General features: G+C 68.2%; 24 protein-coding genes. 12 read left to right on the top strand and 12 right to left on the bottom strand.

Going from position 1 to position 23,174, the window contains the following annotated elements; translation table 11 throughout:
* Positions 1 to 95 precede the first annotated feature (95 nt).
* The 3 genes from FHY09_RS00475 (at position 96) to FHY09_RS00485 (ending at position 5,689) form a co-directional block, all read left to right on the top strand.
* Positions 96 to 3,053 carry an EAL domain-containing protein gene (locus FHY09_RS00475; RefSeq protein ID WP_166923105.1) on the top strand — a complete coding sequence of 986 codons (2,958 nt, stop codon included), beginning with the start codon at positions 96 to 98 and terminating at the stop codon, positions 3,051 to 3,053.
* Between the two features lie 87 nt (positions 3,054 to 3,140).
* Positions 3,141 to 3,938, top strand: coding sequence for a DODA-type extradiol aromatic ring-opening family dioxygenase (locus tag FHY09_RS00480; protein ID WP_166923107.1), 798 nt, complete (start codon positions 3,141 to 3,143; stop codon positions 3,936 to 3,938).
* A 104-nt stretch (positions 3,939 to 4,042) separates the two neighbouring features.
* Entirely contained in the window at positions 4,043 to 5,689 is a 1,647-nt protein-coding gene (locus tag FHY09_RS00485; protein ID WP_166923109.1) for a Na+/H+ antiporter, read from the top strand.
* Between the two features lie 46 nt (positions 5,690 to 5,735).
* On the opposite strand, the gene FHY09_RS00490 is transcribed toward FHY09_RS00485, so the two are convergent.
* Positions 5,736 to 5,990 carry a DUF3297 family protein gene (locus FHY09_RS00490; RefSeq protein ID WP_166924285.1) on the bottom strand — a complete coding sequence of 85 codons (255 nt, stop codon included), beginning with the start codon at positions 5,988 to 5,990 and terminating at the stop codon, positions 5,736 to 5,738.
* Positions 5,991 to 6,129: 139 nt separating this feature from the next.
* Between FHY09_RS00490 and FHY09_RS00495 the strand changes: the two genes are divergently transcribed.
* A complete protein-coding gene (locus FHY09_RS00495; protein WP_166923111.1) occupies positions 6,130 to 6,672 on the top strand; it encodes a DUF6630 family protein in 543 nt (180 codons plus the stop codon).
* 102 nt (positions 6,673 to 6,774) lie between these two features.
* Here the strand turns inward: FHY09_RS00495 and FHY09_RS00500 are convergent, their stop codons facing one another.
* The 6 genes from FHY09_RS00500 to msrB all read right to left on the bottom strand — a co-directional run bounded on the left by FHY09_RS00500 (position 6,775) and on the right by msrB (position 10,672).
* A complete protein-coding gene (locus FHY09_RS00500) occupies positions 6,775 to 7,122 on the bottom strand; it encodes a DUF4156 domain-containing protein (RefSeq protein ID WP_166923113.1) in 348 nt (115 codons plus the stop codon).
* Positions 7,123 to 7,379: 257 nt separating this feature from the next.
* Complete coding sequence (locus FHY09_RS00505; RefSeq protein WP_166923115.1) at positions 7,380 to 7,661, bottom strand: DUF4031 domain-containing protein; 282 nt, start codon at positions 7,659 to 7,661, stop codon at positions 7,380 to 7,382.
* A 16-nt stretch (positions 7,662 to 7,677) separates the two neighbouring features.
* Positions 7,678 to 8,187: a hypothetical protein gene (locus FHY09_RS00510; protein WP_166923116.1), complete on the bottom strand. Its 510-nt coding sequence runs from the start codon at positions 8,185 to 8,187 to the stop codon at positions 7,678 to 7,680.
* Positions 8,188 to 8,269: 82 nt separating this feature from the next.
* Positions 8,270 to 9,232 carry a flagellar motor protein MotB gene (motB, locus tag FHY09_RS00515; protein WP_166923117.1) on the bottom strand — a complete coding sequence of 321 codons (963 nt, stop codon included), beginning with the start codon at positions 9,230 to 9,232 and terminating at the stop codon, positions 8,270 to 8,272.
* A 3-nt stretch (positions 9,233 to 9,235) separates the two neighbouring features.
* A complete protein-coding gene (gene motA / locus FHY09_RS00520; protein WP_166923118.1) occupies positions 9,236 to 10,090 on the bottom strand; it encodes a flagellar motor stator protein MotA in 855 nt (284 codons plus the stop codon).
* Between the two features lie 114 nt (positions 10,091 to 10,204).
* Positions 10,205 to 10,672 carry a peptide-methionine (R)-S-oxide reductase MsrB gene (gene msrB / locus FHY09_RS00525; RefSeq protein WP_166923119.1) on the bottom strand — a complete coding sequence of 156 codons (468 nt, stop codon included), beginning with the start codon at positions 10,670 to 10,672 and terminating at the stop codon, positions 10,205 to 10,207.
* Positions 10,673 to 10,797: 125 nt separating this feature from the next.
* On the opposite strand from msrB, the gene FHY09_RS00530 reads away from it, so the two are divergent.
* The gene (locus FHY09_RS00530) at positions 10,798 to 11,211 is read left to right on the top strand and encodes a classical arabinogalactan protein 4 (protein ID WP_166923120.1); all 414 of its coding nucleotides are present in this window, start codon (positions 10,798 to 10,800) and stop codon (positions 11,209 to 11,211) included.
* Positions 11,212 to 11,271: 60 nt separating this feature from the next.
* Here FHY09_RS00530 and FHY09_RS00535 read toward each other — a convergent pair whose 3' ends face one another.
* Positions 11,272 to 11,751, bottom strand: a complete 480-nt coding sequence (locus FHY09_RS00535) for a winged helix-turn-helix transcriptional regulator (RefSeq protein WP_166923121.1) — start codon at positions 11,749 to 11,751, stop codon at positions 11,272 to 11,274.
* A 147-nt stretch (positions 11,752 to 11,898) separates the two neighbouring features.
* Between FHY09_RS00535 and FHY09_RS00540 the strand changes: the two genes are divergently transcribed.
* Positions 11,899 to 13,182 carry a D-amino acid dehydrogenase gene (locus tag FHY09_RS00540; protein WP_166923123.1) on the top strand — a complete coding sequence of 428 codons (1,284 nt, stop codon included), beginning with the start codon at positions 11,899 to 11,901 and terminating at the stop codon, positions 13,180 to 13,182.
* Positions 13,182 to 14,258 (top strand): alanine racemase, encoded by a 1,077-nt coding sequence (gene alr / locus FHY09_RS00545; protein ID WP_166923125.1) that lies wholly within the window; start codon positions 13,182 to 13,184, stop codon positions 14,256 to 14,258. Before FHY09_RS00540 ends, alr begins: the two co-directional genes overlap by 1 nt.
* Positions 14,259 to 14,288: 30 nt before the next feature.
* On the opposite strand, the gene FHY09_RS00550 is transcribed toward alr, so the two are convergent.
* Complete coding sequence (locus FHY09_RS00550; protein WP_456362661.1) at positions 14,289 to 14,900, bottom strand: DUF3016 domain-containing protein; 612 nt, start codon at positions 14,898 to 14,900, stop codon at positions 14,289 to 14,291.
* 236 nt (positions 14,901 to 15,136) lie between these two features.
* Between FHY09_RS00550 and FHY09_RS00555 the strand changes: the two genes are divergently transcribed.
* Positions 15,137 to 17,122 carry a PAS domain-containing hybrid sensor histidine kinase/response regulator gene (locus FHY09_RS00555; RefSeq protein ID WP_166923127.1) on the top strand — a complete coding sequence of 662 codons (1,986 nt, stop codon included), beginning with the start codon at positions 15,137 to 15,139 and terminating at the stop codon, positions 17,120 to 17,122.
* Between the two features lie 113 nt (positions 17,123 to 17,235).
* Here the strand turns inward: FHY09_RS00555 and FHY09_RS00560 are convergent, their stop codons facing one another.
* Positions 17,236 to 17,499: a hypothetical protein gene (locus FHY09_RS00560; RefSeq protein ID WP_166923129.1), complete on the bottom strand. Its 264-nt coding sequence runs from the start codon at positions 17,497 to 17,499 to the stop codon at positions 17,236 to 17,238.
* Positions 17,500 to 17,658: 159 nt separating this feature from the next.
* On the opposite strand from FHY09_RS00560, the gene FHY09_RS00565 reads away from it, so the two are divergent.
* From FHY09_RS00565 to FHY09_RS00575, 3 genes are read left to right on the top strand one after another with little or no spacing between them, the layout of a single operon-like run.
* The gene (locus FHY09_RS00565) at positions 17,659 to 18,717 is read left to right on the top strand and encodes a class I SAM-dependent methyltransferase (protein ID WP_166924289.1); all 1,059 of its coding nucleotides are present in this window, start codon (positions 17,659 to 17,661) and stop codon (positions 18,715 to 18,717) included.
* On the top strand, positions 18,714 to 19,415 hold the full coding sequence (locus FHY09_RS00570) for a pseudouridine synthase (protein WP_166923131.1): 702 nt from the start codon (positions 18,714 to 18,716) through the stop codon (positions 19,413 to 19,415). The genes FHY09_RS00565 and FHY09_RS00570 overlap by 4 nt, the downstream gene beginning before the upstream one ends.
* Entirely contained in the window at positions 19,408 to 20,109 is a 702-nt protein-coding gene (locus FHY09_RS00575) for an HAD family hydrolase (RefSeq protein ID WP_166923133.1), read from the top strand. Before FHY09_RS00570 ends, FHY09_RS00575 begins: the two co-directional genes overlap by 8 nt.
* A gap of 50 nt (positions 20,110 to 20,159) precedes the next feature.
* On the opposite strand, the gene fabB is transcribed toward FHY09_RS00575, so the two are convergent.
* Together fabB and fabA are read right to left on the bottom strand one after the other, a co-directional pair.
* On the bottom strand, positions 20,160 to 21,368 hold the full coding sequence (gene fabB, locus FHY09_RS00580) for a beta-ketoacyl-ACP synthase I (RefSeq protein WP_166923135.1): 1,209 nt from the start codon (positions 21,366 to 21,368) through the stop codon (positions 20,160 to 20,162).
* On the bottom strand, positions 21,368 to 21,883 hold the full coding sequence (fabA, locus tag FHY09_RS00585) for a 3-hydroxyacyl-[acyl-carrier-protein] dehydratase FabA (RefSeq protein ID WP_166923137.1): 516 nt from the start codon (positions 21,881 to 21,883) through the stop codon (positions 21,368 to 21,370). Before fabA ends, fabB begins: the two co-directional genes overlap by 1 nt.
* A gap of 193 nt (positions 21,884 to 22,076) precedes the next feature.
* Between fabA and dinB the strand changes: the two genes are divergently transcribed.
* On the top strand, positions 22,077 to 23,147 hold the full coding sequence (dinB, locus tag FHY09_RS00590; RefSeq protein WP_166923146.1) for a DNA polymerase IV: 1,071 nt from the start codon (positions 22,077 to 22,079) through the stop codon (positions 23,145 to 23,147).
* Positions 23,148 to 23,174: the final 27 nt, after the last annotated feature.

Raw genomic sequence — 23,174 nt, forward strand, 5'->3', positions numbered from 1 at the left:
GTCAAGAATCGCCTGCCGCGGCCGCTGTGATGTTGGATAAGAGGAAAACTTCCGCGCATGACTGCCCTCGCTCCACCACCGCCTGCGTTGCTGCAATGCTGACGCTGATGCGGGTGCTGGCCCGCCCACAACGCGCCCTGCTCTGGGGCGGCGTGCTGCTTGGGCTGCTGTTGGGCGCCGGGCTGGTGGCCCTGCTGGCCAACGACCTGGAGCGCCGCGAGGCCGCCGCACAGCGCCAGAGCCGCACCCTCGCGATGGGCAGCCAGCGGTTGCTGTGGCTGGAACTGCGCAATCTGGAACGTGCCATGCAGGGTATCGCGGCCGACGCCGCGCACCTCTACGCGAGCGTGCCCGGGCAGGCCGCGGCCATGCTGGACCAGAACATCGCCGGTGTGCTGCACCGGCATGCCGAGCTGGACAGCATCGTGGTGGTCGATGCCTTCGGCCGCGCGCTGACCAGCGGGGTCGGCGATCTGCAGCTGCCGCTATGGGTGGATGGCAAACGCCGCGGCAGCCAGAGCAGCCTGTACCTGGGGCCGCCGCAGCGCTTCGATGGCCTGAACTGGGTGGTGCCGCTGGCGCTGCGCCTGGACGACGAGCGCTGGCTGCTGGCACGACTGCATGCCAGCGAGATGCAGCGCATCATCAGTGGCCTGGACATCGGCAGCGAAGGCGTGGTGTCCATCACCGACGTGGACGGTCACGTGCTGGCGCGTGCGCCGGCCAGCGGCCAGGTGACGGGCAGGCGCTTCGATCTGCCCAACCGCGGCGCGCTCGGTGCCGATGGCGTGATCGCGCTGGGCGTGGAGACCAGCGCCATCGATGGCAGGACGCGCATCTCGGCGATGAGTACGCTCAGCCAGTACCCGCTGGCGGTGTACGCCGGACTGGGCCGCCGTGACGTGCTGGCGGCCTGGTGGCCCTATGTGCGCGGTGCGGTGGCCCTGCTGCTGCTGTATGGCGGACTGTTGGCCCTGGTGGTGTGGGGCGTCGGCCGCGCGGCGCGGCGCCAGCACCTGCTGACCGAGGAGCTGCGTGCCGGCCACGCCGAACTGCAGCTGGCCCACCAGGTGGGACGGGTGTGTACGTGGTACGTGGACGAGGATGCGTGCGCCCTGCACTGGTCGCCACTGGCACGCGAAATCCTCGGGCTGACCGTGGATACGCTGCCGCTTGCGCAGTTCTTCACCCGCGTGCACCACGACGATGTGGCGCGGTTGAAGCTGGCATTCGAGCGGGCGTTCGCCGGCGACGCGCCGCTGGATGAGATCTTCCGCATCGTGCTCGCACGCGACGACGTGCGCTGGGTGACCGCGCGTGGCCAGCGCGTGGCCCTGGCCGACCGCCAGCGGCGGATGATCGGTGCGCTCACCGACATCAGCGAGCGCTACACCGCGCGCGACCGCGTGGACCAGGCCGAGCGCCAGTTCCGCCTGCTGTTCGACCGCAACCCTGCGCCGTTCTGGGTCTTCGATCCGGACACCCTGCGGTTCATCGAGGTCAACCAGGCGGCCGTGGAGCAGTACGGGTACTCGCGCGAGGAGTTCCTCTCGATGAGCATCCTGGACATCCGCCCGCGCGAAGGCTGGGATGAGATCCGAAATGCGATCGCCGAGGCCCGCGCAGGCGAGAACCACGATGCCAAGATCCGCCTGCACCAGCGCAAGGATGGCAGCGTGTTCGAGGTGCGTGCGCACCTGGCCAGCCTGGATTTCGATGGCCGTACCGCCTGCCTGGTGCTGGCCGAGGACGTGAGCGAGCGGCTGGCCTACGAGCGCGATCTGGCCTTCCATGCCAGCCACCATCCGCAGACCGGGCTGCTCAACACGCGCGCGCTCTCCGAGGCGCTGGATGCGTGCGGCAGCGGCTATACCGTGGCCTATATCCAGCTGCGGGGCCTGCAGCTGGTGGCCGACGCGCTGGGCCGTGAGATCGGTGAGGCGGTCCTGCAGGCAATGGCCTCGCGCCTGGGCGGGCTGGGCGCACGCTATGGCTGGCTGGCCTTCCAGCCGGCTGAAGACTTCGTGTTCGCCTTCAGTGATGCGCATGATGCGCGCAGTGCGCTTGATGCCCTGGTGCAGATCGTGTCCGAGCCGGTGCGCGGGCAGGAGTCGCTGCACCAGTTCGAGCCACGCATCGGCGTGGCCACGCACGCCACCGATGATGGCCTTTCGGCCGAGCAGGTGATCGGCATGGCGGCGCAGGCCGCGCACAGTGCGCACGCCGAGGGCGAGGTGCTGGCCCGCTTCGATCCGAGCGTCAACGCGCGGCTGGCCGAGCGCCTGCGGCTTGCCGGCCGCATCCACAATGCGATCGACGCGGAGTTCGAGCTGTATTTCCAGCCCATCTGCCATGCCGCCGATGGCACCCCGGCCGCGCTGGAGGCGCTGCTGCGCTGGCCGCAGGCCGATGGCAGCTTCATTCCGCCGGGCGAGTTCATCCAGCTCTGCGAGGATACCGGGCTGATCCTGGCACTCGGGCGCTGGGTGATCCGCAGTGCGGCACAGGCACAGGCGCAGCTGGTGGCCGCCGGATGCGGGGACCTGCCGATCGCCGTCAATGTATCGGCGGTGCAGTTCTTCAACAGCGACCTGGTGGGCGAGTTCACCCGGGCCATCGAAGAGTTCGGACTGGCCCGCGGCGCGCTGCAGGTGGAGCTCACCGAGAGCAGCCTGATGCGCCGGCCGGCGCAGGCACTGCAGACCATGCAGCGACTGAAGGAGCAGGGCATCTGCGTGTCGCTGGATGACTTCGGTACGGGGTATTCCAGCATGTCCTACCTGCAGCACCTGCCGCTGGACATCCTCAAGATCGATCGCACGTTCGTGACCGACGTGGAAGTCAATCCACGCAATGCCTCCATCTGCCGCGCTCTGTTGTCGCTGGGCCACAGCATGGGCCTGACCATCATCGCCGAGGGCGTGGAAACGGCGGGGCAGCTGCAGTGGCTGGCCGCCCATGGCTGCGACCAGGTGCAGGGCTACCTGCTGGGTCGGCCGGCGCCGCTGGCGGACGTGCTGGGGATGCTGCAGGCCGAGGGGGTTGAAGGCTGAGCGGACGGTGCGTTCCGGCGCCGCGCTTGACGCTGCGGGGGGCCGCGCCGAGCATGGCACGGGATCGTTCCGCATGGATTTTCCGCCATGGCTGTCCTGCCCAGTCTCTTCATTTCGCACGGCTCGCCGATGACCGCGCTGCACCCCGGCGCGGTAGGCGAACGACTGGCGGCACTGGCGGCGACGCTGCCGCGGCCCCGCGCCATCGTGGTGCTGAGCGCACACTGGCTGACACCGCGCATCGAGGTGGGCGCGCACCCGCGACCGCCCACCGTGCACGATTTCGGTGGTTTTCCGCAGGCGTTGTACCAGCTGCAGTACCCCGCGCCGGGCGATCCCGCCCTGGCGGCGGAGGTGCAGGGGCGGCTGGCTGCGGCGGGCTTGCCGGCCACGCTGGATGCCACGCGCGGGCTTGACCACGGCGTGTGGGTGCCGCTGCGCTTCCTGTTTCCGGACGCCGCCATCCCCGTGGTGCCGTTGTCGATGCAGCCGCAGGCCGGGCCTGCGCACCAGTTCGCAGTGGGGCGCGCGCTGGCGCCGTTGCGCGCACAGGGCGTGCTGCTGGTGGGCTCGGGCAGCATCACCCACAACCTGCACGACCTGCGCACCTACCACGAGGGCAAGCAAGCACCGTACGTGCGCCCCTTCATCCAGTGGTTGGAACAGCGCCTGCTGGCCGATGATCTCGGTGCGCTGCTCGACTACCGCCGCCAGGCCCCACACGCCGAGCGTGCGCACCCCACCGATGAACACCTGCAGCCGCTGCATTTCGCGATGGGGGCGGCCGGGGGCTCCGCGCTGGGCGCCACGCGGATCGATGCGGGCATCGAGGCGGGCCTGCTGGCGATGGACATCTACCGGTTCGATGGCGCGCTGCCGGCCTGATGCCCGGACGCGTCCGAATGCGCTGCGGGTCGGCGATATGCTAGTTTTTGCGCTCTGGCGCCGGCCCCGACGGCCCTCCCGCGGCGCCACTCGCGGACGGATGCATGCACACGATTGAAGTAGTTCTGGCGATGCTGGTGGCGGTGGTCGCCAGTGGTTATCTGGTAAGAGTCCTGCCGTTTTCGCTGCCGTTGCCACTGGTGCAGATCGCGCTGGGGGCGGTGATCTCGGGCGTGTTCAACCGGGGCCATGATCTCGACCCGGACATGTTCTTCCTGCTGTTCCTGCCGCCTTTGCTGTTTCTTGATGGCTGGCGCATCCCCAAGCAGGGCCTGTTCCGCGACAAGGGCGCGATCCTTGAACTGGCGTTCGGGCTGGTGGTGTTCACCGTCATCGGTGCCGGCCTGCTGATCCACTGGATGATTCCCGCGATGCCGCTGGCCGTGGCCTTCGCGCTGGCGGCGATCATTTCGCCGACCGATCCGGTGGCGGTCGGCGCGATCGCTTCCAAGGCGCCGATCCCCAAGCGGCTGATGCATATCCTGGAAGGTGAGTCGCTGCTCAACGATGCCTCCGGCCTGGTCTGTTTCCGCTTCGCCGTGGCCGCGGTGATGACCGGCACGTTCTCGCTCGCCACCGCGTCGGTGACCTTCCTGTGGGTGGCGCTCGCCGGCCTGGCGGTCGGCGTGGCGGTCACCTTCGGGGTGTCCACGTTCCAGCGCTGGCTGTGGCGCCGTTTCGGCGAGGAGCCGGGCGCTGCGATGCTGGTCAACCTGCTCATTCCCTTCGCGGCCTACCTGCTGGCCGAAGAGATCGAGGCCTCGGGCATCCTGGCGGCCGTGGCGGCGGGCATCACCATGAGCTACGTGGAGATGAGCGGGCGGGTGTCCGGCAGCATGCGCGTGCAGCGTTCGGCAGTGTGGAACATGCTGCAGTTCACCTTCAACGGCATCATGTTCGTGCTGCTCGGCGAGCAGTTGCCCGGCATCGTCGAGCGCGCCGTGGCGACGATGGGCGAGAGCGGGCATCACAGCCCGTGGTGGCTGCTTGTCTACGTGCTGGTGATCAACCTGGTGCTGGTCGCGCTGCGCCTGCTGTGGGTGTGGCTGTCGCTGCGCTGGAACCTGCTGCGTGCGCGTCGGCGCGGCCAGAAGCACAATGAAGCGCCGGGCTGGCGCATCGTGGTGGCGACCTCGGTGGCGGGCGTACGCGGTTCGATCACGCTGGCCGGCGTGCTGACCCTGCCCCTGTTCCTGCCCAGTGGTGATCCGTTCCCGGCGCGTGACCTGGTGATCTTCCTTGCCGCTGCGGTGATCCTGTTCTCGCTGGTGACCGCGAGCGCGGCCCTGCCGCAGCTGCTCAAGGGACTGCAGTTGCCGGCCGACTCGGGCGAACGCAAGGAGGAGGACCTGGCCCGCAAACTGGCTTCGAAGGCGGCCCTTGCCGGGGTGGAGCGTACGCGCCAGCAGCTGGTGCAGAACCAGACCACGGAAAACGTGCAGCTCTACAACGATGCGGCCTCGCGCGTGAGCCTGCTGTACCAGCGGCACCTGGAGAAGGACAACGGCCCGGACGTGAACCCGGAAAAGGTGCGGCGCATGGAACGGGGCTACCGTCAGCTGCGCAGCGCGGGCCTGGTGGCCGAGCGCGAAGAACTGTTCCGGCTGACCCGGCGCGGGGTGATTTCCGATGAGATCTCACGCAAGCTGATCCGCAACCTGGACCTGCTGGAATCGCGCCAGCGCGAGTGAACGCACGGCGTGCCCGCTCCGGCCGGCACGCCTGCCACCTGTTGGATCAGGCGTTGCGCTGCTGCAGATCCAGGTAGTACACCTCCACGGTGCCCTTGATCTTCAGTGTCATCGGGTTGCCGCGACGGTCACGCGCCTTGCCGGCCTGCACGCGGATCCAGCCTTCGCTTACCGCATATTCTTCGACATCGGTGCGCTCGATGCCGTTGAAGCGCACGCCGACGCCGCGCTCCAGCGCCTGGGCGTCGTGGAAGGGGCTGTCGGGGTTGATGGCCAGGTGATCGGGAGGCGTCTCGCTCATTTCGTTGTTCACTTTGACGGCCACCACGGCCGGCTTCATGCCCACAGGATACCGTTCCCCGCGCGATCGCCCTACTGCCATGCAGCGGGCCGGCGGCCCGGCGCGTAGAATGCGTGCCCTTGCGCCAAGGATTCCGACCATGCCAGACAACAGCGATTATTTCGATTTCGAAGAGAGCGAGAACGATTTCGACGAAGCCGATTTCGAAGCGCGTATCTGGAACCTTCTGGTGCTGATCAACCCGGGCGACGAAGAACTGGCGCTGCAGCAGTTCAACCGCTGGCGCGAGCTGCTGGCCGAGCAGGGCGAGCCGCTGGAAGCTGAAAGTGACTGGCTGCCGCCGTTGCTGGCGGCGATCAACTGGCAGTCAGGCCTGGAGGTGGACCGCGACGATCTGGAGTCGCTGATGTCGGCGGTGAACGAGCTGTCGGCGCGCTTCAATCTGCAGGTGGATTGGGGTGGCGACCTGGACGATGAGGATTTCGCACGGGAGCTGGACGGTGTGCAGTTGATGTCCACGGCATTTGACCGCCTGCGCGAGCACAATTACACACTGTGGAGCGTGGATGCGGGCAGCGACGGGTTCACTGGATGGATGGCGCTCACGCGCGATGACGATGCGATGTTGGCGTTGTGCTCGCTGCTGAACGTGGAAGTGCGCCTGGGCAGCGATCCTTTCTGAGCGGCAGGGCAGGGGCTGTGCCCCCGCACCCGCCGCAACCGCTCGAGTGCCGGCGCCCGTGCACCCTGCGGCTGGGCGGCGCGTCGGCAGGCACCCTGCAGCTCAGGGACAGCGATATACGTTGCCGCTGAGGGTGACGTTGGTCTGCGCCTGGCTGCCCTGGCGGCCGGTGATGCCGGCGCGGTTGGTCAGCAGGTACACCACGTTGCCGCCTTTGGCCGCAGCCTGGTTCTTCAGGTCGTTGCGCGCACCCGATTCAAGATTCTTGTTGGACGTGTAGCTTCCGGTCAGGAAGTTGCCCTGGTTGCCGGTGATATCGCCCAGGAACTGGCAGCCCTTGGGCTCCTCGTGGGTCAGGCGAACGCCCGCGGCCTGATCGTGCAGCGGAATGGAGGCGCAGCCGGAGAGCATCAGGGTCGCGAAGGCCGCTGCGCCGGTTCTGTATTTCATGTTTTCACTCCAGTCTGATGGTATCGGCGCTCACGATACGGTGGGTTCCCGGAGGGATCTGCTGTCGATCAAGACGTTTGGTGACGTGATCTGTCGGAGGCGCGTCCACGTTCAGCCTCCAGCGGAACAGAATGGTCATGCTGAAGGGTGACAGGGGCGCCCGGACACGGCCGGCAGCAGCGACGGCGGCGGTTGTTCGCCACGCCAGGTCGCAGCCCGACCCGGCGCAGCGCTCGCGCACGCCAGCGACGAGGGGCTCAGCCGTCCGCCTCGTACTGTGACCGTGCATTGGCGATCACGGCCTTCAGCAGCGCGCGATCGGTATGCCGCGAGATAGCCCGTGCGCCCAGCGCGATGGCCTGCTCACGCAGTGGCGCGGGTACGTCGTAGTGCGCCCCGCTGGCCTTGTTCTGGAAGGCGCGCCGGGGAATGCCGAGCTGCGCCGCCATGGCGTGCAGCTCGGCCAGGGTGTCGGCCATCAGGTGCGCCCAGCGCTGTCCGCGCCAGGCCTGCACCGCATCGTCGATGTAGACCGCCACCGCGCCGGAGGCAGGCTCAGGCCTGCGGCTTGGCGTCGTCGGCAGGCGCCTGCGCTGCGTCCTGGTCCGCGTCGGCATCGGCGGCATCGCCCTGGGCCTGGCCTTCGCTGGCCCCGGAGGTGTCTTCGTCGGCGCCTTCGGCATCGACGTTGCGGAACTCCGCCGTCAGCGCTTCCAGGTAGTCATCGACGCTCTGGCCCTTCTCGGCGGCCACGGCTTCCACCAGGCCCTTCAGGCCCTCGGAATACTGCAGCTCGACCTTGCGGCCTTCCTGCTCCTGCACATTGGCCAGGTGCTTGAGCATGGCCAGCATCGGGATCGGGTTTTCCGCATTGCCCATCGTCTGCCCACCGATGGAGAGCAGCCACTGCCGACCCTGCAGGCCGATGGCCGCGATGACCTGGTCTTCTTCGTTGGTCAGCACGGCATGGTTCTGCACCTGCTGCGCATCGTTGAGGCGCATGAAGGGGCGCTGGCCCTGCTGTTTCTTGCGCTTGTCACGCTTGGCTTTGGACTGCTTGGACATCGTGGGAATCGCCTGCAAAAGGTTCAGGCGTCCATTGTAGGGGCTTGTGCACCGCCCCGCTTGAAGCCCGCCGGGCCGCGCGTCAAGGGGCGACCTCGGGCGCAGTGGCCGCCTGCACGTCTGGATCGACCGTGGCCGCGGACATGCCCACCGCAGGGCCGGCGCCCGCCAGCGAGGTGGCCTCGGCGTCCTTGGTCATCACCACGATGCTGATGCGGCGGTTGATCGGATTCTGCGGATTCTGCCTGTCAAACAGCACCGACGAGGACAGGCCGACCACACGGGTGACCTTGTCCTCCTGCAGCCCGCCGTCCACCAGTGCACGCCGCGCGGCATTGGCACGCTCCGCACTCAGCTCCCAGTTGCCGTAACCGCGGCTGGAGCTGTAGGCGGTGGTGTCGGTGTGGCCGGTCAGGCTGATGCGGTTCGGCACATGGTTCAGGTAGGACGCGAGCTCATGCAGGATGTCGCGCGTATACGGCTTGAGGCTGGCGCCGCCGAGGTCGAACATCGGGCGGTTCTGCTTGTCCACGATCTGGATGCGCAGGCCTTCCGGGGTCAGGTCGAGCAGCAGCTGGTCCTTGAACGGTTCCAGTGCCTGGCTCTTGCTGATCGCCTCCTGCAGTTCCTGCATCAATGATTCGAGCTGCTGCTTCTCGCGCTCGCGATGGGCCTGCTGGTCACGCTGCTCGACCTGCTGGGCAAGCGAGGATTTGCGGTTCTGGAACGGATCACTGCTGTCGCCGCGGCTCACATCGGTGGCGCCACCGAGCTTGATCATCGAGGTGCTGGCGCCGCCCGGTCCTGCCATGCCTGGCGCCGGCGTGCTGCTGGTGCCGCTCAGCGGACTCGGGTTGCGGAAGTATTCGGAGATCGCCGCGCGCTGCGGCTGGCTGGTGCTGGCCATCAGCCAGAGCACGAGGAAGAAGGCCATCATCGCGGTCACGAAGTCCGCGTAGGCGACCTTCCACGAGCCACCGTGGTGCGCGGCGTGGCCGCCCTTCTTGACCCGGCGGATGATGACGGTGGGCTTGGTCTCGGCCATGGCCTACTTCACCGTCTTGAGGTGCTGCTCGAACGCAGCGAAGGCCGGGCGCACGTCGGTGGGCAGCGTCTTGCGGGCGAACTCGAGCGCGATCTTCGGGTTATAGCCGCGCAGACAGGCCAGCAGGGCGGTCTTGACCGCTTCGTAGATGCGGCTGTCCTGCTCGGCACGCGCCTCGATGGCCGAGGCCAGCGGACCGACGAACCCGTAGCCCATCAGGATGCCGAGGAAGGTGCCCACCAGCGCGGCCGCCACGTGCCCGCCGACCTCCACGATGTCCCCGCCGATGGAGCCCATGGTGACCACGATGCCGAGCACGGCTGCCACGATGCCGAAGCCGGGGAGGCCGTCGGCGACGCGGTTGATGACCTGCGAAGGCGCCAGTGCTTCGGCGTGGTGCTTGTCCAGTTCGAGCTCGAGCAGCGGTTCCAGCTCGTGCGGTTCGATGTTGCTGCCGATCATCAGGCGCAGGCAGTCGGTGATGAAATCCACCAGGTGGTGGTCGGCCTGCACTTTCGGATAATTGGCGAAGATCGGGCTGTCCGCCGGCCGCTCCACATGCTCTTCCAACGACATGAAGCCCTCGCGCCGGGCCTTGTTGAGCAGTTCATAGACCAGGCTCAGGACGTCGATGTAGTCCTGTTGCTTGTATTGCGGCCCCTTGAACACCCCGAGGGTGGCGCGCAGCGTGTCCTTGACCACCTTCAGCGGCGTGCCGACCAGGAAGGCACCCAGCGCCGCGCCGCCGATGATCACCACCTCATACGGCTGCCACAGCACGCCAAGCTTGCCGTGGGCACCGAGATAACCGCCGATGACGCTGGCGATGACGACGAGGAAACCGATGATGATGAGCATGGCGTGACGCAGGGCGAGGGGGTATCACCGTTGTCGGCCGGCTCGTCGGTTTTCTGAAGGGGCGATTGTGTGACGTCCGTCGGCCCGGGCGGCGCTACGGGACGGCGCGCGGGCTCAGCGCGCCGGCTCGGCCTCCGCGCCACCACGGCCCAGCGGGTCGGCATAGGGGGTGCCCAGCGGGGTGAAGGAAAGTGAGACGGAGTTCAGGCAGTGGCGCTCGAACGTGGGCGGCGGACCGTCCGGGAACACGTGCCCCAGATGGCTGCCACACCGCGCGCAGGTGATCTCCGTGCGTACCATGCCGTGGCTGGTATCGCGGATTTCGGTCACGTGGCCCGGCGCGAACGGGGCGAAGAAGCTCGGCCAGCCGGTACCGGAGTCGAACTTGGTGCCCGAGCGATACAGCGGCAGCGCGCACAGCCGGCAGCAGTAGACACCGTCCTGCTTGTTGTCCAGGAACACGCCGCAGAAGGGGGCCTCGGTGCCGTGGGCGAGCAGGACGCGGGCTTCGTCGGGGCTGAGCTGGGCCGCAAGGGTCTGGCGCTGCGCGTCGGAGGGTGGGGTGAGGTCGAAGTCACTCATGCGGATTCTCCGTGGGGGTGCTCTATAGATGGGGATGCGCCGGGATCAGGCAAGCCGGTGCGGCGTTCATGGCCGGCACACGGGCGCAGGGCCAAGCTGGGGCAAATCGTCCGCTGGAGCGTGCCATGAAACGTTCGTCGCTGCTGTTCGGGGCCCTTCTGCTGCCCACCCTCGCGCTGGCCCAGGTGGCGGCGCCTGCCAGCCCGACCACCACGCGCGGCGCCACCACGGTCTCTCCGCCGCCGCCCGTGCAGCCCGTACGGCCCGTGCAGCCCGCGCGGCCGGCACCACCGGCCGTGCCCGCGCCCATGCAGGGCCCACGCCCGGTGCCCTCCCCGCCGGCCGGGCCGATCAGCAGCACGGGCCCGGCGCAGGCGCTGCCGGCACCGCGCACCACGGCGCCGGCCAAGGTCTACGACCGGGAAGGCCGCATCATTCCAGGCGTGCAGCAGGCCGGTCCCAACCGCGTATTCGATTCGCGCACCGGCCGGTATCACGACAGCGTGCCGCAGGGCGCGGACTCGCGCATCGATCCCTGAGCCGCGCCGATGCTCCGAGCGGCCGCGCCAGCAGGATCCTGGGGACGGCGTGGGCGACGGTCAGTCGGCGATCGGCAGTGCCCAGGTCTCCTTGACCTCTTCCATCACGATATAGCTTTTGGATTCCCGCACGTGCGGCAGGGTGAGCAGGGTGCTGCCGAGGAGCTTGCGGTAGGAGGCCATCTCGCTGATGCGCGCCTTGAGCAGGTAATCGAAATCGCCTGAGACGAGATGGCATTCCAGCACGTTGGGCAGCTTCAGGGCCGCGCGCCGGAACTCTTCGAAGATGTCGCCGGACTTGTACGCCAGGCTGATCTCCACGAAGACCAGCAGGCTGGCCTTGAGCGCTGTCGGGTCCAGGTGCGCGTGGTAACCGGTGATGATGCCTTCACGCTCCAGCCGCCTGACGCGTTCGGTGCACGGCGTTGTGGACAGGCCCACCCGCTCGCCCAGTTCGGTGAAGGAGATGCGTCCTTCCGCCTGCAGGAGGCGCAGGATTTTCCGGTCGATCTTGTCGAGTTCGCGGCTGCGGGCGGCCATGGCCTCACCTGTCTATGGACGTTCGTGGTGGAATATCCTGAGCCTTCATCGAAAATCCCGCAAATCCACTGGATTGAGCTCTCTATACTCCTACGTATAGGGTCCCGGCGCGCCTCTGTGCAGGGAATGATCGTGTTGGAGACTTGCATGCGCGTTCTGGTTCTCGGCAGCGGCGTCATCGGCACCACCAGTGCCTGGTACCTCCGCCAGGCGGGGTTTGAGGTCACCGTGGTGGACCGTCAGCCCGGCCCGGCGCTGGAGACGAGTTTCGCCAATGCCGGGCAGCTCTCGTTCGGCTACACCTCGCCGTGGGCCGCGCCCGGCGTGCCGAAGAAGGCCATCGGCTGGCTGTTTGAAAAGCATGCGCCGCTGGCGATCCGCCCGGGCATGGACCTGGCCCAGTACCGCTGGCTGTGGCAGATGCTGCGCAACTGCACGCAGGCGCATTACGCGGTGAACAAGGGCCGCATGGTGCGCCTGTCCGAGTACAGCCGCGACTGCCTCAACCAGTTGCGCGGGGAAACCGGGCTGGATTACGAAGGCCGTGAACTGGGCACCACGCAGCTGTTCCGCACCCAGCAGCAGCTCGATGCGTCCGCGCAGGACATCGAGGTGCTGGCCCGTTACGGCGTGCCGTACGAGGTGCTGGACCGGGCCGGCATCCACGCCGCCGAACCGGCCCTGGCGCACGTGGACGGGCTGGTCGGGGCGCTGCGGCTGCCGCGCGACCAGACCGGTGACTGCCAGCTGTTCACCCGGCGCCTGGCGGCGATGGCCGAAGCGGCGGGCGTGGAATTCCGCTACGACGTGGACATCGCGGGTGTGGAGCGCGACGGTGACCGCATCACCGGTGTGCGCGTGGATGGCCGTCTGGAGACCGCTGACCAGTACGTGGTGGCGCTCGGCAGCTACTCGCCCGCGCTGGTCGCGCCGCTCGGGCTGCAGCTGCCGGTATATCCGCTCAAGGGGTATTCGCTGACCCTGCCGATCACTGATCCGGCGATGGCTCCGGTTTCCACCATTCTCGATGAAAGCTACAAGGTGGCCGTCACCCGCTTCGACAACCGCATCCGGGTGGGCGGCATGGCCGAGGTGGCCGGTTTCGATCTCTCGCTGTCGCCCCGACGCCGCGAGACGCTGGAGCGGGTGGTGCGTGACCTGTATCCAAAGGGAGGCGACCTCTCCCGTGCGGAATTCTGGACCGGGCTGCGGCCGGCAACGCCGGACGGCACCCCGGTGATTGGCGCCACGCCGCTGCGCAACCTGTTCCTCAACACCGGCCATGGCACGCTCGGCTGGACGATGGCCTGTGGTTCGGGCCGCTACCTGGCCGACCTGATGAGCGGGCGCACGCCTGAAATCAGCACCGAAGGCCTGGACATCTTCCGCTATGGCAGCCGCGCGGCCGGTGCGCATGCAGGAGGCCGCTGATGCGTCCTGCACGTGCGGTGATCGATCTGGACGCCCTGCGCGCCAATTACCAGCTGGCCCGCGAGCTTGGCGGCGGCAAGGCGCTGGCGGTGGTCAAGGCCGATGCCTATGGGCACGGCGCGGTGCGCTGCGCACAGGCGCTGGAGGCACAGGCCGATGGCTTCGGGGTGGCCACGATCGAGGAAGCCCTGGAGCTGCGCGCGGCCGGCATCGCCGCCCCGATCCTGCTGCTCGAAGGGTTTTTCGAGGCCAGCGAGCTACCACTCATCGCCGCGCACGGGCTGTGGACCGCCGTGGCCTCGCCCTGGCAGGTGGAGGCGCTGGCCGCCTTCGACAGCCCGGTTGCGCTGACCGTATGGCTGAAGCTGGACAGCGGCATGCATCGGCTGGGACTGGACGTGGCGGGGTTCCGCGCAGCGCATGCACGCCTGCGCGTGTTGCCGCAGGTGGGGGAGATCGTGCTGATGACCCACCTGGCGCGCGCCGACGAGCTGGACAATGCCCGCACGCTGGAGCAGGCCGCTACCTTCGCCAGCGCGATCGATGGGCTGCAGGGCCAGACCAGCGTCTGCAACTCACCGGCGCTGCTCGGCTGGCCCGGGGTGCGCAGCGACTGGGTGCGCCCGGGGCTGATGCTGTACGGCGGCAATCCGTTGCCGGCTGGCACGGCGCTGACCTCACGCCTGCGGCCGGTGATGAACATGCGTTCGCGGGTGATCGCCGAGCGCTGGATCGAGGCCGGTGAGCCGGTCGGCTACGGTGCGCGCTTCGTCGCCCCGGCACGCACCCGCGTGGGTGTGGTGGCCATGGGCTATGCGGATGGCTACCCGCAGTTCGCGCCCAATGGCACGCCGGTGGTGATCGACGGCGCTGCGGGCGCGCTGATCGGACGGGTGTCGATGGACATGCTGACCGTGGACCTCACACCGCACGCGCAGGCCGGCGTGGGCAGCGATGTGCAGCTGTGGGGCGGAGATGCCCTGCCGCTGGCCGAACTGGCCCCGCGGTGCGGGGTCAGCGCCTACCAGCTGCCCTGTGCGGTCAAGCGCGTGCGCCGCGAGTACGTCGGCGCCTGAGCCGACGCCGGCGGGGCGCTCGCGGTGGGCTCAGCCGCCGGCCGCCGCCTTGGCCAGCACGCGGCGGCGCCAGTCGTCGATGAGTTTCTTCTCGTAGCGCAGCGGATCGGAATTGCTGGCCAGTCCCCCGCTGCCGTGCAGGTAGCCGGTATCGCGCAGTTGCGCCTCGCCTTCGTCCAGCACGCGGCCGTCGGCGGCCTTGAGGACGTACTGGAAGGTCAGGCGCGGCGGGTAGATGTCCCGCATGAAGCGGATGTCGGTGGCGCGCGGCCCCTGCCACGGTTCGAAATCGCCTGCGCGCTTGATGTCGGTGAGGGTCACCTCCAGCGTCTGCCCCGGCTGCAGGGCGGCGGTGGCCGAGGTGCGCAGGTGGGTGGCGATCTGGTTCACCCAGTCACCGCGCTGCGCCTCGAAGCGGTTCGGGCTGTTGCGCAGCTCGGAGAAGGTGGCCGGGTCGTTCCAGCGCACGCTCACCGGGCCATCGGCAGGCAGTTCGCGCGGTGCCTGCGGATCGGTCACGCTGCGGGGTGCGGCGCTGGCGGGAACCGCGAGCAGGGCGGTGGTGGACAGTACGCCGGCCGAGAGCATGCCGACCGACAGCATGCCCTTCAGCAAAGCGCCGGCAAGGAGGCGAGGCTTCATCTGCAGCTCCAACGCCGGCATGCGGCGATCTGGGGGGTTGGACGCAGTGTGCGGTCGTGGGGGGCGGCGGACAAGGCGGTGCCTCCGGTGCCATCGCCCCGGCTCAGGCGCAATTCATCCCCCATGACGCACGGCGCTTGACGCTGTCACTACGTCCTCTGGAACATGCTGGCTCTCTTGCAACCGGTCCTATCCAGCCCTTGTCCAGTCTGACTTCGCCATTCGATGCTCCGCCGATGGCCGCCATGACAGCGCTCGGCGGCGATTTCCACCGTACCGTGCTCGAGCGCATCACGGCCGGATTCTGCGTGATAAAGGTGCTGTTCGAGGACGAGCGGCCGGTGGACTACGTGTTCGTGGAGGTCAACGCCGCCTTCGAGCGCGAGACCGGGCTGGTTGACGTGCTCGGTCGGCGGATGACGGAGATCGAGCCCAACCACGAGGCAGAGTGGTTCCGGATGTACGGGGAGGTGGCCCGCACGGGCCGTCCCGCGCAGTTCGAGCTGGAGGCGCGGGCCCTGGGGCGCACGTTCTCGGTGGATGCGGTGCAGGCGGGGGCGTCGGGTGACGACCTCGTGGCAGTGCTCTTTTTCGATGTCAGTGCACGCAAGCGCATGGAAGGCGAGCTGGGCGACAGCGAGGCCCGCTTCAGCGCGCTGGCCGACGGCCTGCCGATGCCGGTATGGGTGCTCGACGCACAGGGGCATGCGCGGTTCGTCAACAGTGCGTTTTCGGAATTTTTCGGCGGCGATGAAAACCGCGTGCCGGAAGATGTGTGGCGCGGACTGGTGCACCCGGATGATGCCTCGGTGTTCGATTACGAGCTGCGCGAAGCGTTGGCGGCGCAGCGATCCATGCAGGCGCTGGTACGGGCGCGGCGCGCGGACGGCGAATGGCGCTGGCTGGAAATGAATGCCCGCCCACGTTTCTCGCGCACGGGGCGCTTCATCGGGCTGGCGGGCAGCAGCCCGGATGTCACCGAGCGGCGTGAGATCGAGCTTGCGCGCGAGGAGCTGCTGCAGTCCGAGCGTGCCGCGCGCAGCGCGGCCGAGAACATGGCGCGCTTGAAGGATGAGTTCCTGGCCACGCTCTCGCATGAGCTGCGTACGCCGCTGACCACCATCCTGGGTTGGAGCGAACTGCTGCTGCAGCGCGTGGATGCCACCAGTCCGCTCTACAAGGGCCTGGGCGTGATCGCCAGCAGCGCCACCGCGCAGAAGCGCCTGATCTCGGACATGCTTGATCTGAGCAGCATGCTGCTGGGCAAGGTGCAGCTGGAAGTGGAGGTGCTGGATCTGGGCCAGCAGCTGCGCCAGGCCGTGGGTGCCCAGGAGCCGGTGGCAGAAGGCAAGGCGCTGGATGTCAGCGTGGCGGTGCCCGAGCGCCCCTGCCTGATCCTCGGCGACGCCACGCGGATGCAGCAGGTGCTGTGGAACCTGCTCTCCAATGCGATCAAATTCACTCCGGCGGAGGGAACGATTTCCCTGCGCCTGGAGCAGCAGGACACCCACTGGGTGGTCTCGGTACAGGACAGCGGCGATGGCATCGCACCGGAGTTCCTGCACCACCTGTTCGGGCGTTTCCGCCAGGCCGACGGCACCACCACGCGTCGCCACGGGGGTCTCGGGCTGGGCCTGGCGATCGTGCAGCAGCTGGTGGAACTGCACGGCGGTACCGTTTCGGCCGAGAGCGAAGGCCATGGTCTGGGCGCCACGTTCACCGTGCGGCTGCCGTGCTACCAGCCGGAAACGGGTCCACGGCCCCTGCGCGAGGTCATCAGTGGCGGCCCGATCATCGAACGCGTGATCGAACCGTATCCGCTTCGCGGGCTGCACGTCCTTGCCGTGGAAGACCAGCCCGAAGTGCTGGACTACCTGCGACGCATGCTGGAAGAGCAGGGTGCCACCGTGACCACGGCGGGCAATGCAGGCGAAGCACTCGCGGTGTTGAGCGGAAACCAGCACGAGCGCTTCGATGTGATGCTCACCGACATCGGCATGCCCGGCATGGATGGCTACGGACTGGTGCGCACCCTGCGCGATGACCTTGCGGTGAGCGCGACGGCGCTACCGGCAGTTGCGGTCACGGCGCTGGCACGTGCCGACGACCGCCGCCGCGCGCTGTCCTCGGGGTTCCAGGAGCACGTGGCCAAACCGTATTCGGTGGCCCAGCTGGTGGCCGCAGTGCGTCATGTGCGCAGTGCGGACGCCGTGGAAGGCTGAACCTTCCGCTGCGGATACCCACCCCAGACAGGGAAATGCCGGCCACCAGGGCCGGCATGTTTGCCTGGAGGCCCCTGCCAGACAGACAACGGCCAGGGCAGGGTCGTAGGGGGTCAGTGTTCGTAGGCGCTGGCTTCCGCGTCGAACCGCGTGGCGTACTTGCGCTCCTGAGCCACCTCGCTTACGCGTTCGTACGTCCAGTCAGGCGCCCCGTATACCGCATACACCACCGAGCCGTCGCTTGCCTTGCCAAGCTGGTGCAGCTGGTAGCGGGCGTGGCCGCCGCCCGTGTCTTCGGGATAGTGCACCGGCGGCTTGCTGCCCTCCAGATCCATCTCGCTGTTGTCCACCACGCCACCGACAAACAAGGCACGCATGCGGTATCTCCATCAGTTGGGTCCTTTACCCTGACCCCTGCGGTGTTCGCGCCCGATCAATGGCGTGTTGGAATTTCGCAAAGCGGGCCGGTTTCAGGCCGCGTGCGGGCAGCCGGTACAATGGACGCCTCCCCCGAACACCAAGGCACCCTGCGCCCGATGGCCGCCCGCGACGACGCCCCCCTGCAGTCCCTGTTCCTTCCCTTCGCCCAAGGGGCGCTGCGCTGGCCCGAGGGTCCGGTCGCGTTCCTGCGGGCGCGTGACGGCTGGCCGCTGCGCGAGCATGCGCAAGGCCGCGAACTGATCTGTGAGCAGAGCTTCGCACCCTTCGCCCAGGCACTGGAAGCCGGCGGCTGGACCGTCTCGCCGTCGCTGGAGAGCGGGCAGGAAGGCCGCTTCGCGATGGTGCTGGTGCTGCCGCCGCGGCAGCGCGATGAAGCCCGCGCACTGTTCGCCAAGGCGCTTTCCCTGCTCGCGCCGGGCGGGATCGTGGTGGCCTGCCAGCACAACAACGAGGGTGCGCGTTCAGGCCAGGACGACTTCAAGCAGATCGCCGGCATCGGTGGCAGCCTGACCAAGTTCCACTGCCGGGTGTACTGGAGCCCGCCGCTGGGCGAAGCGCACGATGCCGCGCTCATGGCCCGCTGGGCCGCGCTGGATGCACCCCGTGCGATTCTGGGTGGCCGCTACATGAGCCGCCCGGGCGTGTTCGCCTGGGACCGCATCGATCCGGCGTCGGCCCTGCTGGCCGAGCACCTGCCTGCCGACCTGGCCGGCCGCGCGGCCGACCTCGGCGCCGGCTACGGCTATCTGTCGCGTGAGCTGCTCGAGCGCTGCCCGGGCATCACCGCGCTGGACCTCTACGAAGCCGAGCAGCGCGCACTGGCGCTGGCCGAAACCAACCTGGCCACGCTGCCGCGGCCGGTGGCCCTGCGCTTGCTGTGGCAGGACGTGACCGCCGGGATCGATTCGGGTTACGACGTCATCGTCAGCAATCCGCCGTTCCACACGCCCTCGCGCGAAAACCGCCCGGACATCGGCCGGCGCTTCATCGCCGTGGCCGCCGGCGCGCTGCGTGCGCGTGGCCGCCTGTACGTGGTGGCCAATCGCCACCTGCCGTACGAGGAAATCCTCAACGACAGCTTCGGCACGGTGCGCGTACTGGCCGAGCGTGATGGCTTCAAACTGCTTGAAGCGGTGCGTGGGGGCGGACGATGAAGCTGGTCAAGCTGATCGCCAACCTCGGCTATGGCAGCCGCCGCGAGGTGCAGTGGATGTTCCGCGAGGGACGCATCACCGACGCCGCGGGGGAGGTGCTGTACGCCGATGATGCGGTCGCCCATGACAACGTGCGCGTCGATGGCGAGCCGCTGGACCCGCCCGTCGGCCTGACCATCGCGCTGCACAAGCCGCCGGGCGTGACCTGCTCGACCAAGGACAAGGGGCGTCTGGTGTACGACCTGCTGCCGCTGCGTTACCGCGACCGCGATCCGGTGCTGTCCACCGTGGGCCGGCTGGACCGCGAGACCAGCGGTCTGCTGCTGCTCACCGACGATGGCGGGCTGCTGCACCGGATCATCTCGCCCAAGGCCCGTCTGGCCAAGGTGTACGAGGTGACGCTGGCCGAGGACCTGCGTGGCAGCGAGGCGGCCACCTTCGCCAGCGGCACGCTGATGCTGGAATCGGAGAAGACCCCGTTGCTGCCGGCGGAGCTGGAGGTGCTGGGCCCACGTCAGGCCCGCCTGACGCTGCATGAAGGCCGCTATCACCAGGTGCGGCGGATGTTCGCTGCGATCGGCAACCATGTGCAGGCACTGCACCGCAGCCGGGTGGGCGGGCTGGGCCTGGACGGGCTGGAAGAAGGCCAGTGGCGGACACTGGACGAGGCCGATCTGCGCACCCTGTTCAATGGCTGAGGCCGGGCACGTCGCCGTGGCGGATGGGCGCGCGGCCGCCGCACCGGCCCTGTGCCCAGAGGCGGTGATCTTCGACATGGACGGGCTGATGATCGACAGCGAACGTGTGTCGGTGGCCTGCTGGAGCGAGGCGGCGGTTGCGCTCGGGACACCGCTGCCCGAGGGCTTCTTCCTGCGCATGGTGGGCCTGGGCGATGCGGACTGCCTGGCGCTGCTGCAGGCGCAGGTGGACGATGCCAGCCTGATCTCCAACCTGCAGGCCTGCAGCCATGCATTGTACGAGCAGCGCACGCAGGCAGGGCTGCCGCTGCGGCCGGGCATCATCGAACTGCTGGAGTTGCTGCGTGCGCGTGGGATACCGCGGGCCGTGGCAACCTCCACGCGGCAGCCCCGCGCGGGGCGCAAGCTGGCAGCCTGCGGGTTGATCGGCTATTTCGAGACGGTGGTGACCAGCAGCGACGTGCGCCTGCCCAAACCGGCGCCGGACATCTATCTGCTGGCGGCCGAGCGGCTGGGCATCGCGCCGCCGCGGTGCCTGGCGTTGGAAGACTCGCCGACCGGCACGCGCGCTGCGCTGGCGGCGGGCATGACGGTCATCCAGGTGCCGGACCTGATCATCCCGGACGATGCCCAGCGTGCGCTGGGGCATCGCATCGTGGACTCGCTGCACGACGTGCGCGCACTGCTCGCCTAGCGGCGGCCAGACCTATCGCCGGCAAACCCGCGGGGCAGTGCCCCGCCGGATCACACGCGGCCGAACACCAGCGCCGCGTTGGTGCCGCCGAAGCCGAAGCTGTTGGACATCACCGTGTCCAGCGTCTGCGCACGGCTCTCGCGCACGATCGGGAACCCGTCCACCTTCGGGTCCAGCTCGCCGATGTTCGCCGAACCGGCGATGAAGCCATCACGCATCATCAGCAGGCAGTAGATCGCTTCGTGCACGCTCGCTGCCCCCAGCGAATGCCCGGACAGCGCCTTGGTCGAGGACAACGGTGGAATCGCCTCGCCGAACACTTCAGCGATCGCGCCCAGCTCGGTGACATCGCCCAGCGGGGTCGAGGTGCCATGGGTGTTGAGGTAGTCCAGCGGCCGCTCCACGGTGGCCATGGCCATCTTCATGCAGCGCACCGCACCCTCGCCGGACGGGGCCACCATGTCCGCGCCATCGGAAGTCACGCCGTAGCCGAGCAGCTCGGCGTGGATGTGCGCGCCGCGGGCCACCGCGTGGTCCCAGTCTTCCAGCACCAGCATGCCGCCACCGCCGGCGATGACGAAGCCGTCGCGGTCCTTGTCATAGGGGCGCGAGGCGGTCGCCGGCGTGTCGTTGAAGCTGGTCGACAACGCGCCCATGGCATCGAACATCACGCTCATGGACCAGTGCAGGTCCTCGCCGCCGCCCGCGAGCATGACATCCTGCGCGCCATGGCGGATCAGGTCGGCGGCCGCGCCGATGCAGTGTGCCGAAGTCGCGCAAGCGGCCGAGAGCGAGTAGCTCAGGCCCTTGATCTGGAACGCGGTGGCCAGGCACGCCGATACCGTGGAACACATCGTGCGGGGCACCATGTACGGACCGACCTTGCGCACGCCACGGCTGCGCAGGATGTCGGCCGCTTCCACCTGCCATTCGCTGGAGCCGCCGCCGGAGCCTGCGATCAGGCCGGTGCGTGGGTGGCTGACCTGTTCGGGGGTGAGGCCGGCATCGGTGATCGCATCGCGGGCGGCCAGGTAGGCGAAGGCCGAGGCATCGCTCATGAAACGCTTCAGCTTGCGGTCGATCAACGCATCCAGATCGAGATCGACGCGCCCGCCGACCTGGCTGCGCAGACCGGCCTCGGCATGGTCGGGCAGGGCGGTGATGCCCGCACGGCTTTCGCGCAATGCGCTGGAAACGGTGTCCAGGTCATTGCCCAGGCACGAGGTGATGCCCATTCCGGTAATGGCGACGCGACGCATCAGAAGTTCTCGGTAGAAGTGAACAGGCCGACGCGCAGATCACGCGCGGCGTAGATTTCGCGGCCATCCACGAGCATGCGGGCGTCGGACTGCGCCATCACCAGCTTGCGGTTGATAACGCGGGAGATGTCGACCTCGTAGGTCACCCGCTTCGCATCGGGCAACACCTGGCCGGTGAACTTCACCTCGCCGCAGCCGAGCGCGCGGCCGCGGCCCGGCGCACCGAGCCAGGTCAGGAAGAAGCCGGTCAGCTGCCACATGGCGTCCAGTCCAAGGCAGCCGGGCATGACCGGGTCACCGATGAAGTGGCAGTCGAAGAACCACAGATCCGGCCGGATATCCAGTTCGGCGCGTACCATGCCCTTGCCATGCGGACCGCCGTCATCGTTGATGTCGGTGATGCGGTCGAACATCAGCATCGGGTCGTTGGGAAGGCGGCCGGCGTTGGCACCGAACAGTTCGCCGCGGGCACTGGCCAGCAGCTGGTCACGCGAATACGCGTTGAGACGGGTCATGGAAAACGCTGTCCTGGAAGCAGAAAATCAGAAGGCAAGTTCCCGAGCATGCCCGAGCGGCAGACCCGCAATCAAATCGCTGCACCGTACGCAAGCGTAGAGTTTTCAAGGGAAAACGCGCATCCTGTTGATGTGCAAAGACCATACTTCGGCGTGTGGCCTACCAATGTCCAATACCGGTAACCCGCGCCCAATGAGCCCAGTGCGCAAGATCATCCACGTGGACATGGACGCCTTCTACGCGTCGGTGGAACAGCGCGACGATCCCACGCTGCGCGGCAAGCCCGTCGTGGTGGCCTGGCGGGGTGCCCGCTCAGTGGTGTGCGCGGCGTCCTACGAAGCGCGTGTCTTCGGCATCCGTTCGGCGATGCCGGCGATGCGTGCCGAGCGCCTGTGTCCGGACGCCATCTTCGTGCCGCCGGACTTCGCCCGGTACAAGGCGGTGTCGCGGCAGGTGCGCGAGATCTTCCTGCGGCATACCGAGCTGGTCGAGCCGCTGTCGCTGGACGAGGCCTACCTGGACGTTACGTCGCATCTGGGCGGTGCGGCGCTGGCAACGGACATCGCGCGCCAGATCCGTGCGCAGATCCGCGAGGAAACCGCGCTGACCGCTTCAGCCGGCATCGCGCCGAACAAGTTCCTGGCCAAGATCGCTTCGGATTGGCGCAAGCCCGATGGCCAGTTCGCCATCCCGCCACAGCGGGTGGAGCAGTTCCTGCTGACCCTGCCGGTGAGCCGCGTGCCGGGTGTGGGCAAGGTGATGGAAGGCAAGCTCGCCGAGCGTGGCATCGCCACCTGCGGCGATCTGCGCAGCTGGCCGCTGGCGGCGCTGGAGGAAGCCTTCGGCAGCTTCGGCCGCAGCCTGTACAACCGCGCCCGCGGCATCGATGAACGCCCGGTGGAGCCGGACCATGTGGTGCAGTCGATTTCTTCGGAAGATACCTTCGCCGAGGACCTGCTGCTGGATGAGCTGGCGCCGGCGATCGTGCAGCTCGCCGAGAAGACCTGGACGGCGACGCGCAAGACTGAACGCGTCGGCCATACGGTCGTGCTCAAGCTGAAGACGGCGCAGTTCCGGCAACTCACGCGCAGCTTCACGCCGGAGCGGGCGCCGGAGTCGATGGAGCAGCTGCGCGATATCGCGCTGGCCCTGCGCGCACGCGTGGACCTGCCGCCGGAGACGCGTTATCGGCTCGTGGGGGTGGGGCTGGGAGGCTTCCGGGCGCCTGAGCCGGTGCAGCAGGGTGAATTGTTCGAGCGTTGAGGTACGGCCGGCCCCTGCGCGGTCTGG

The sequence above is a fragment of the Xanthomonas sp. 60 genome (assembly GCF_011761925.1).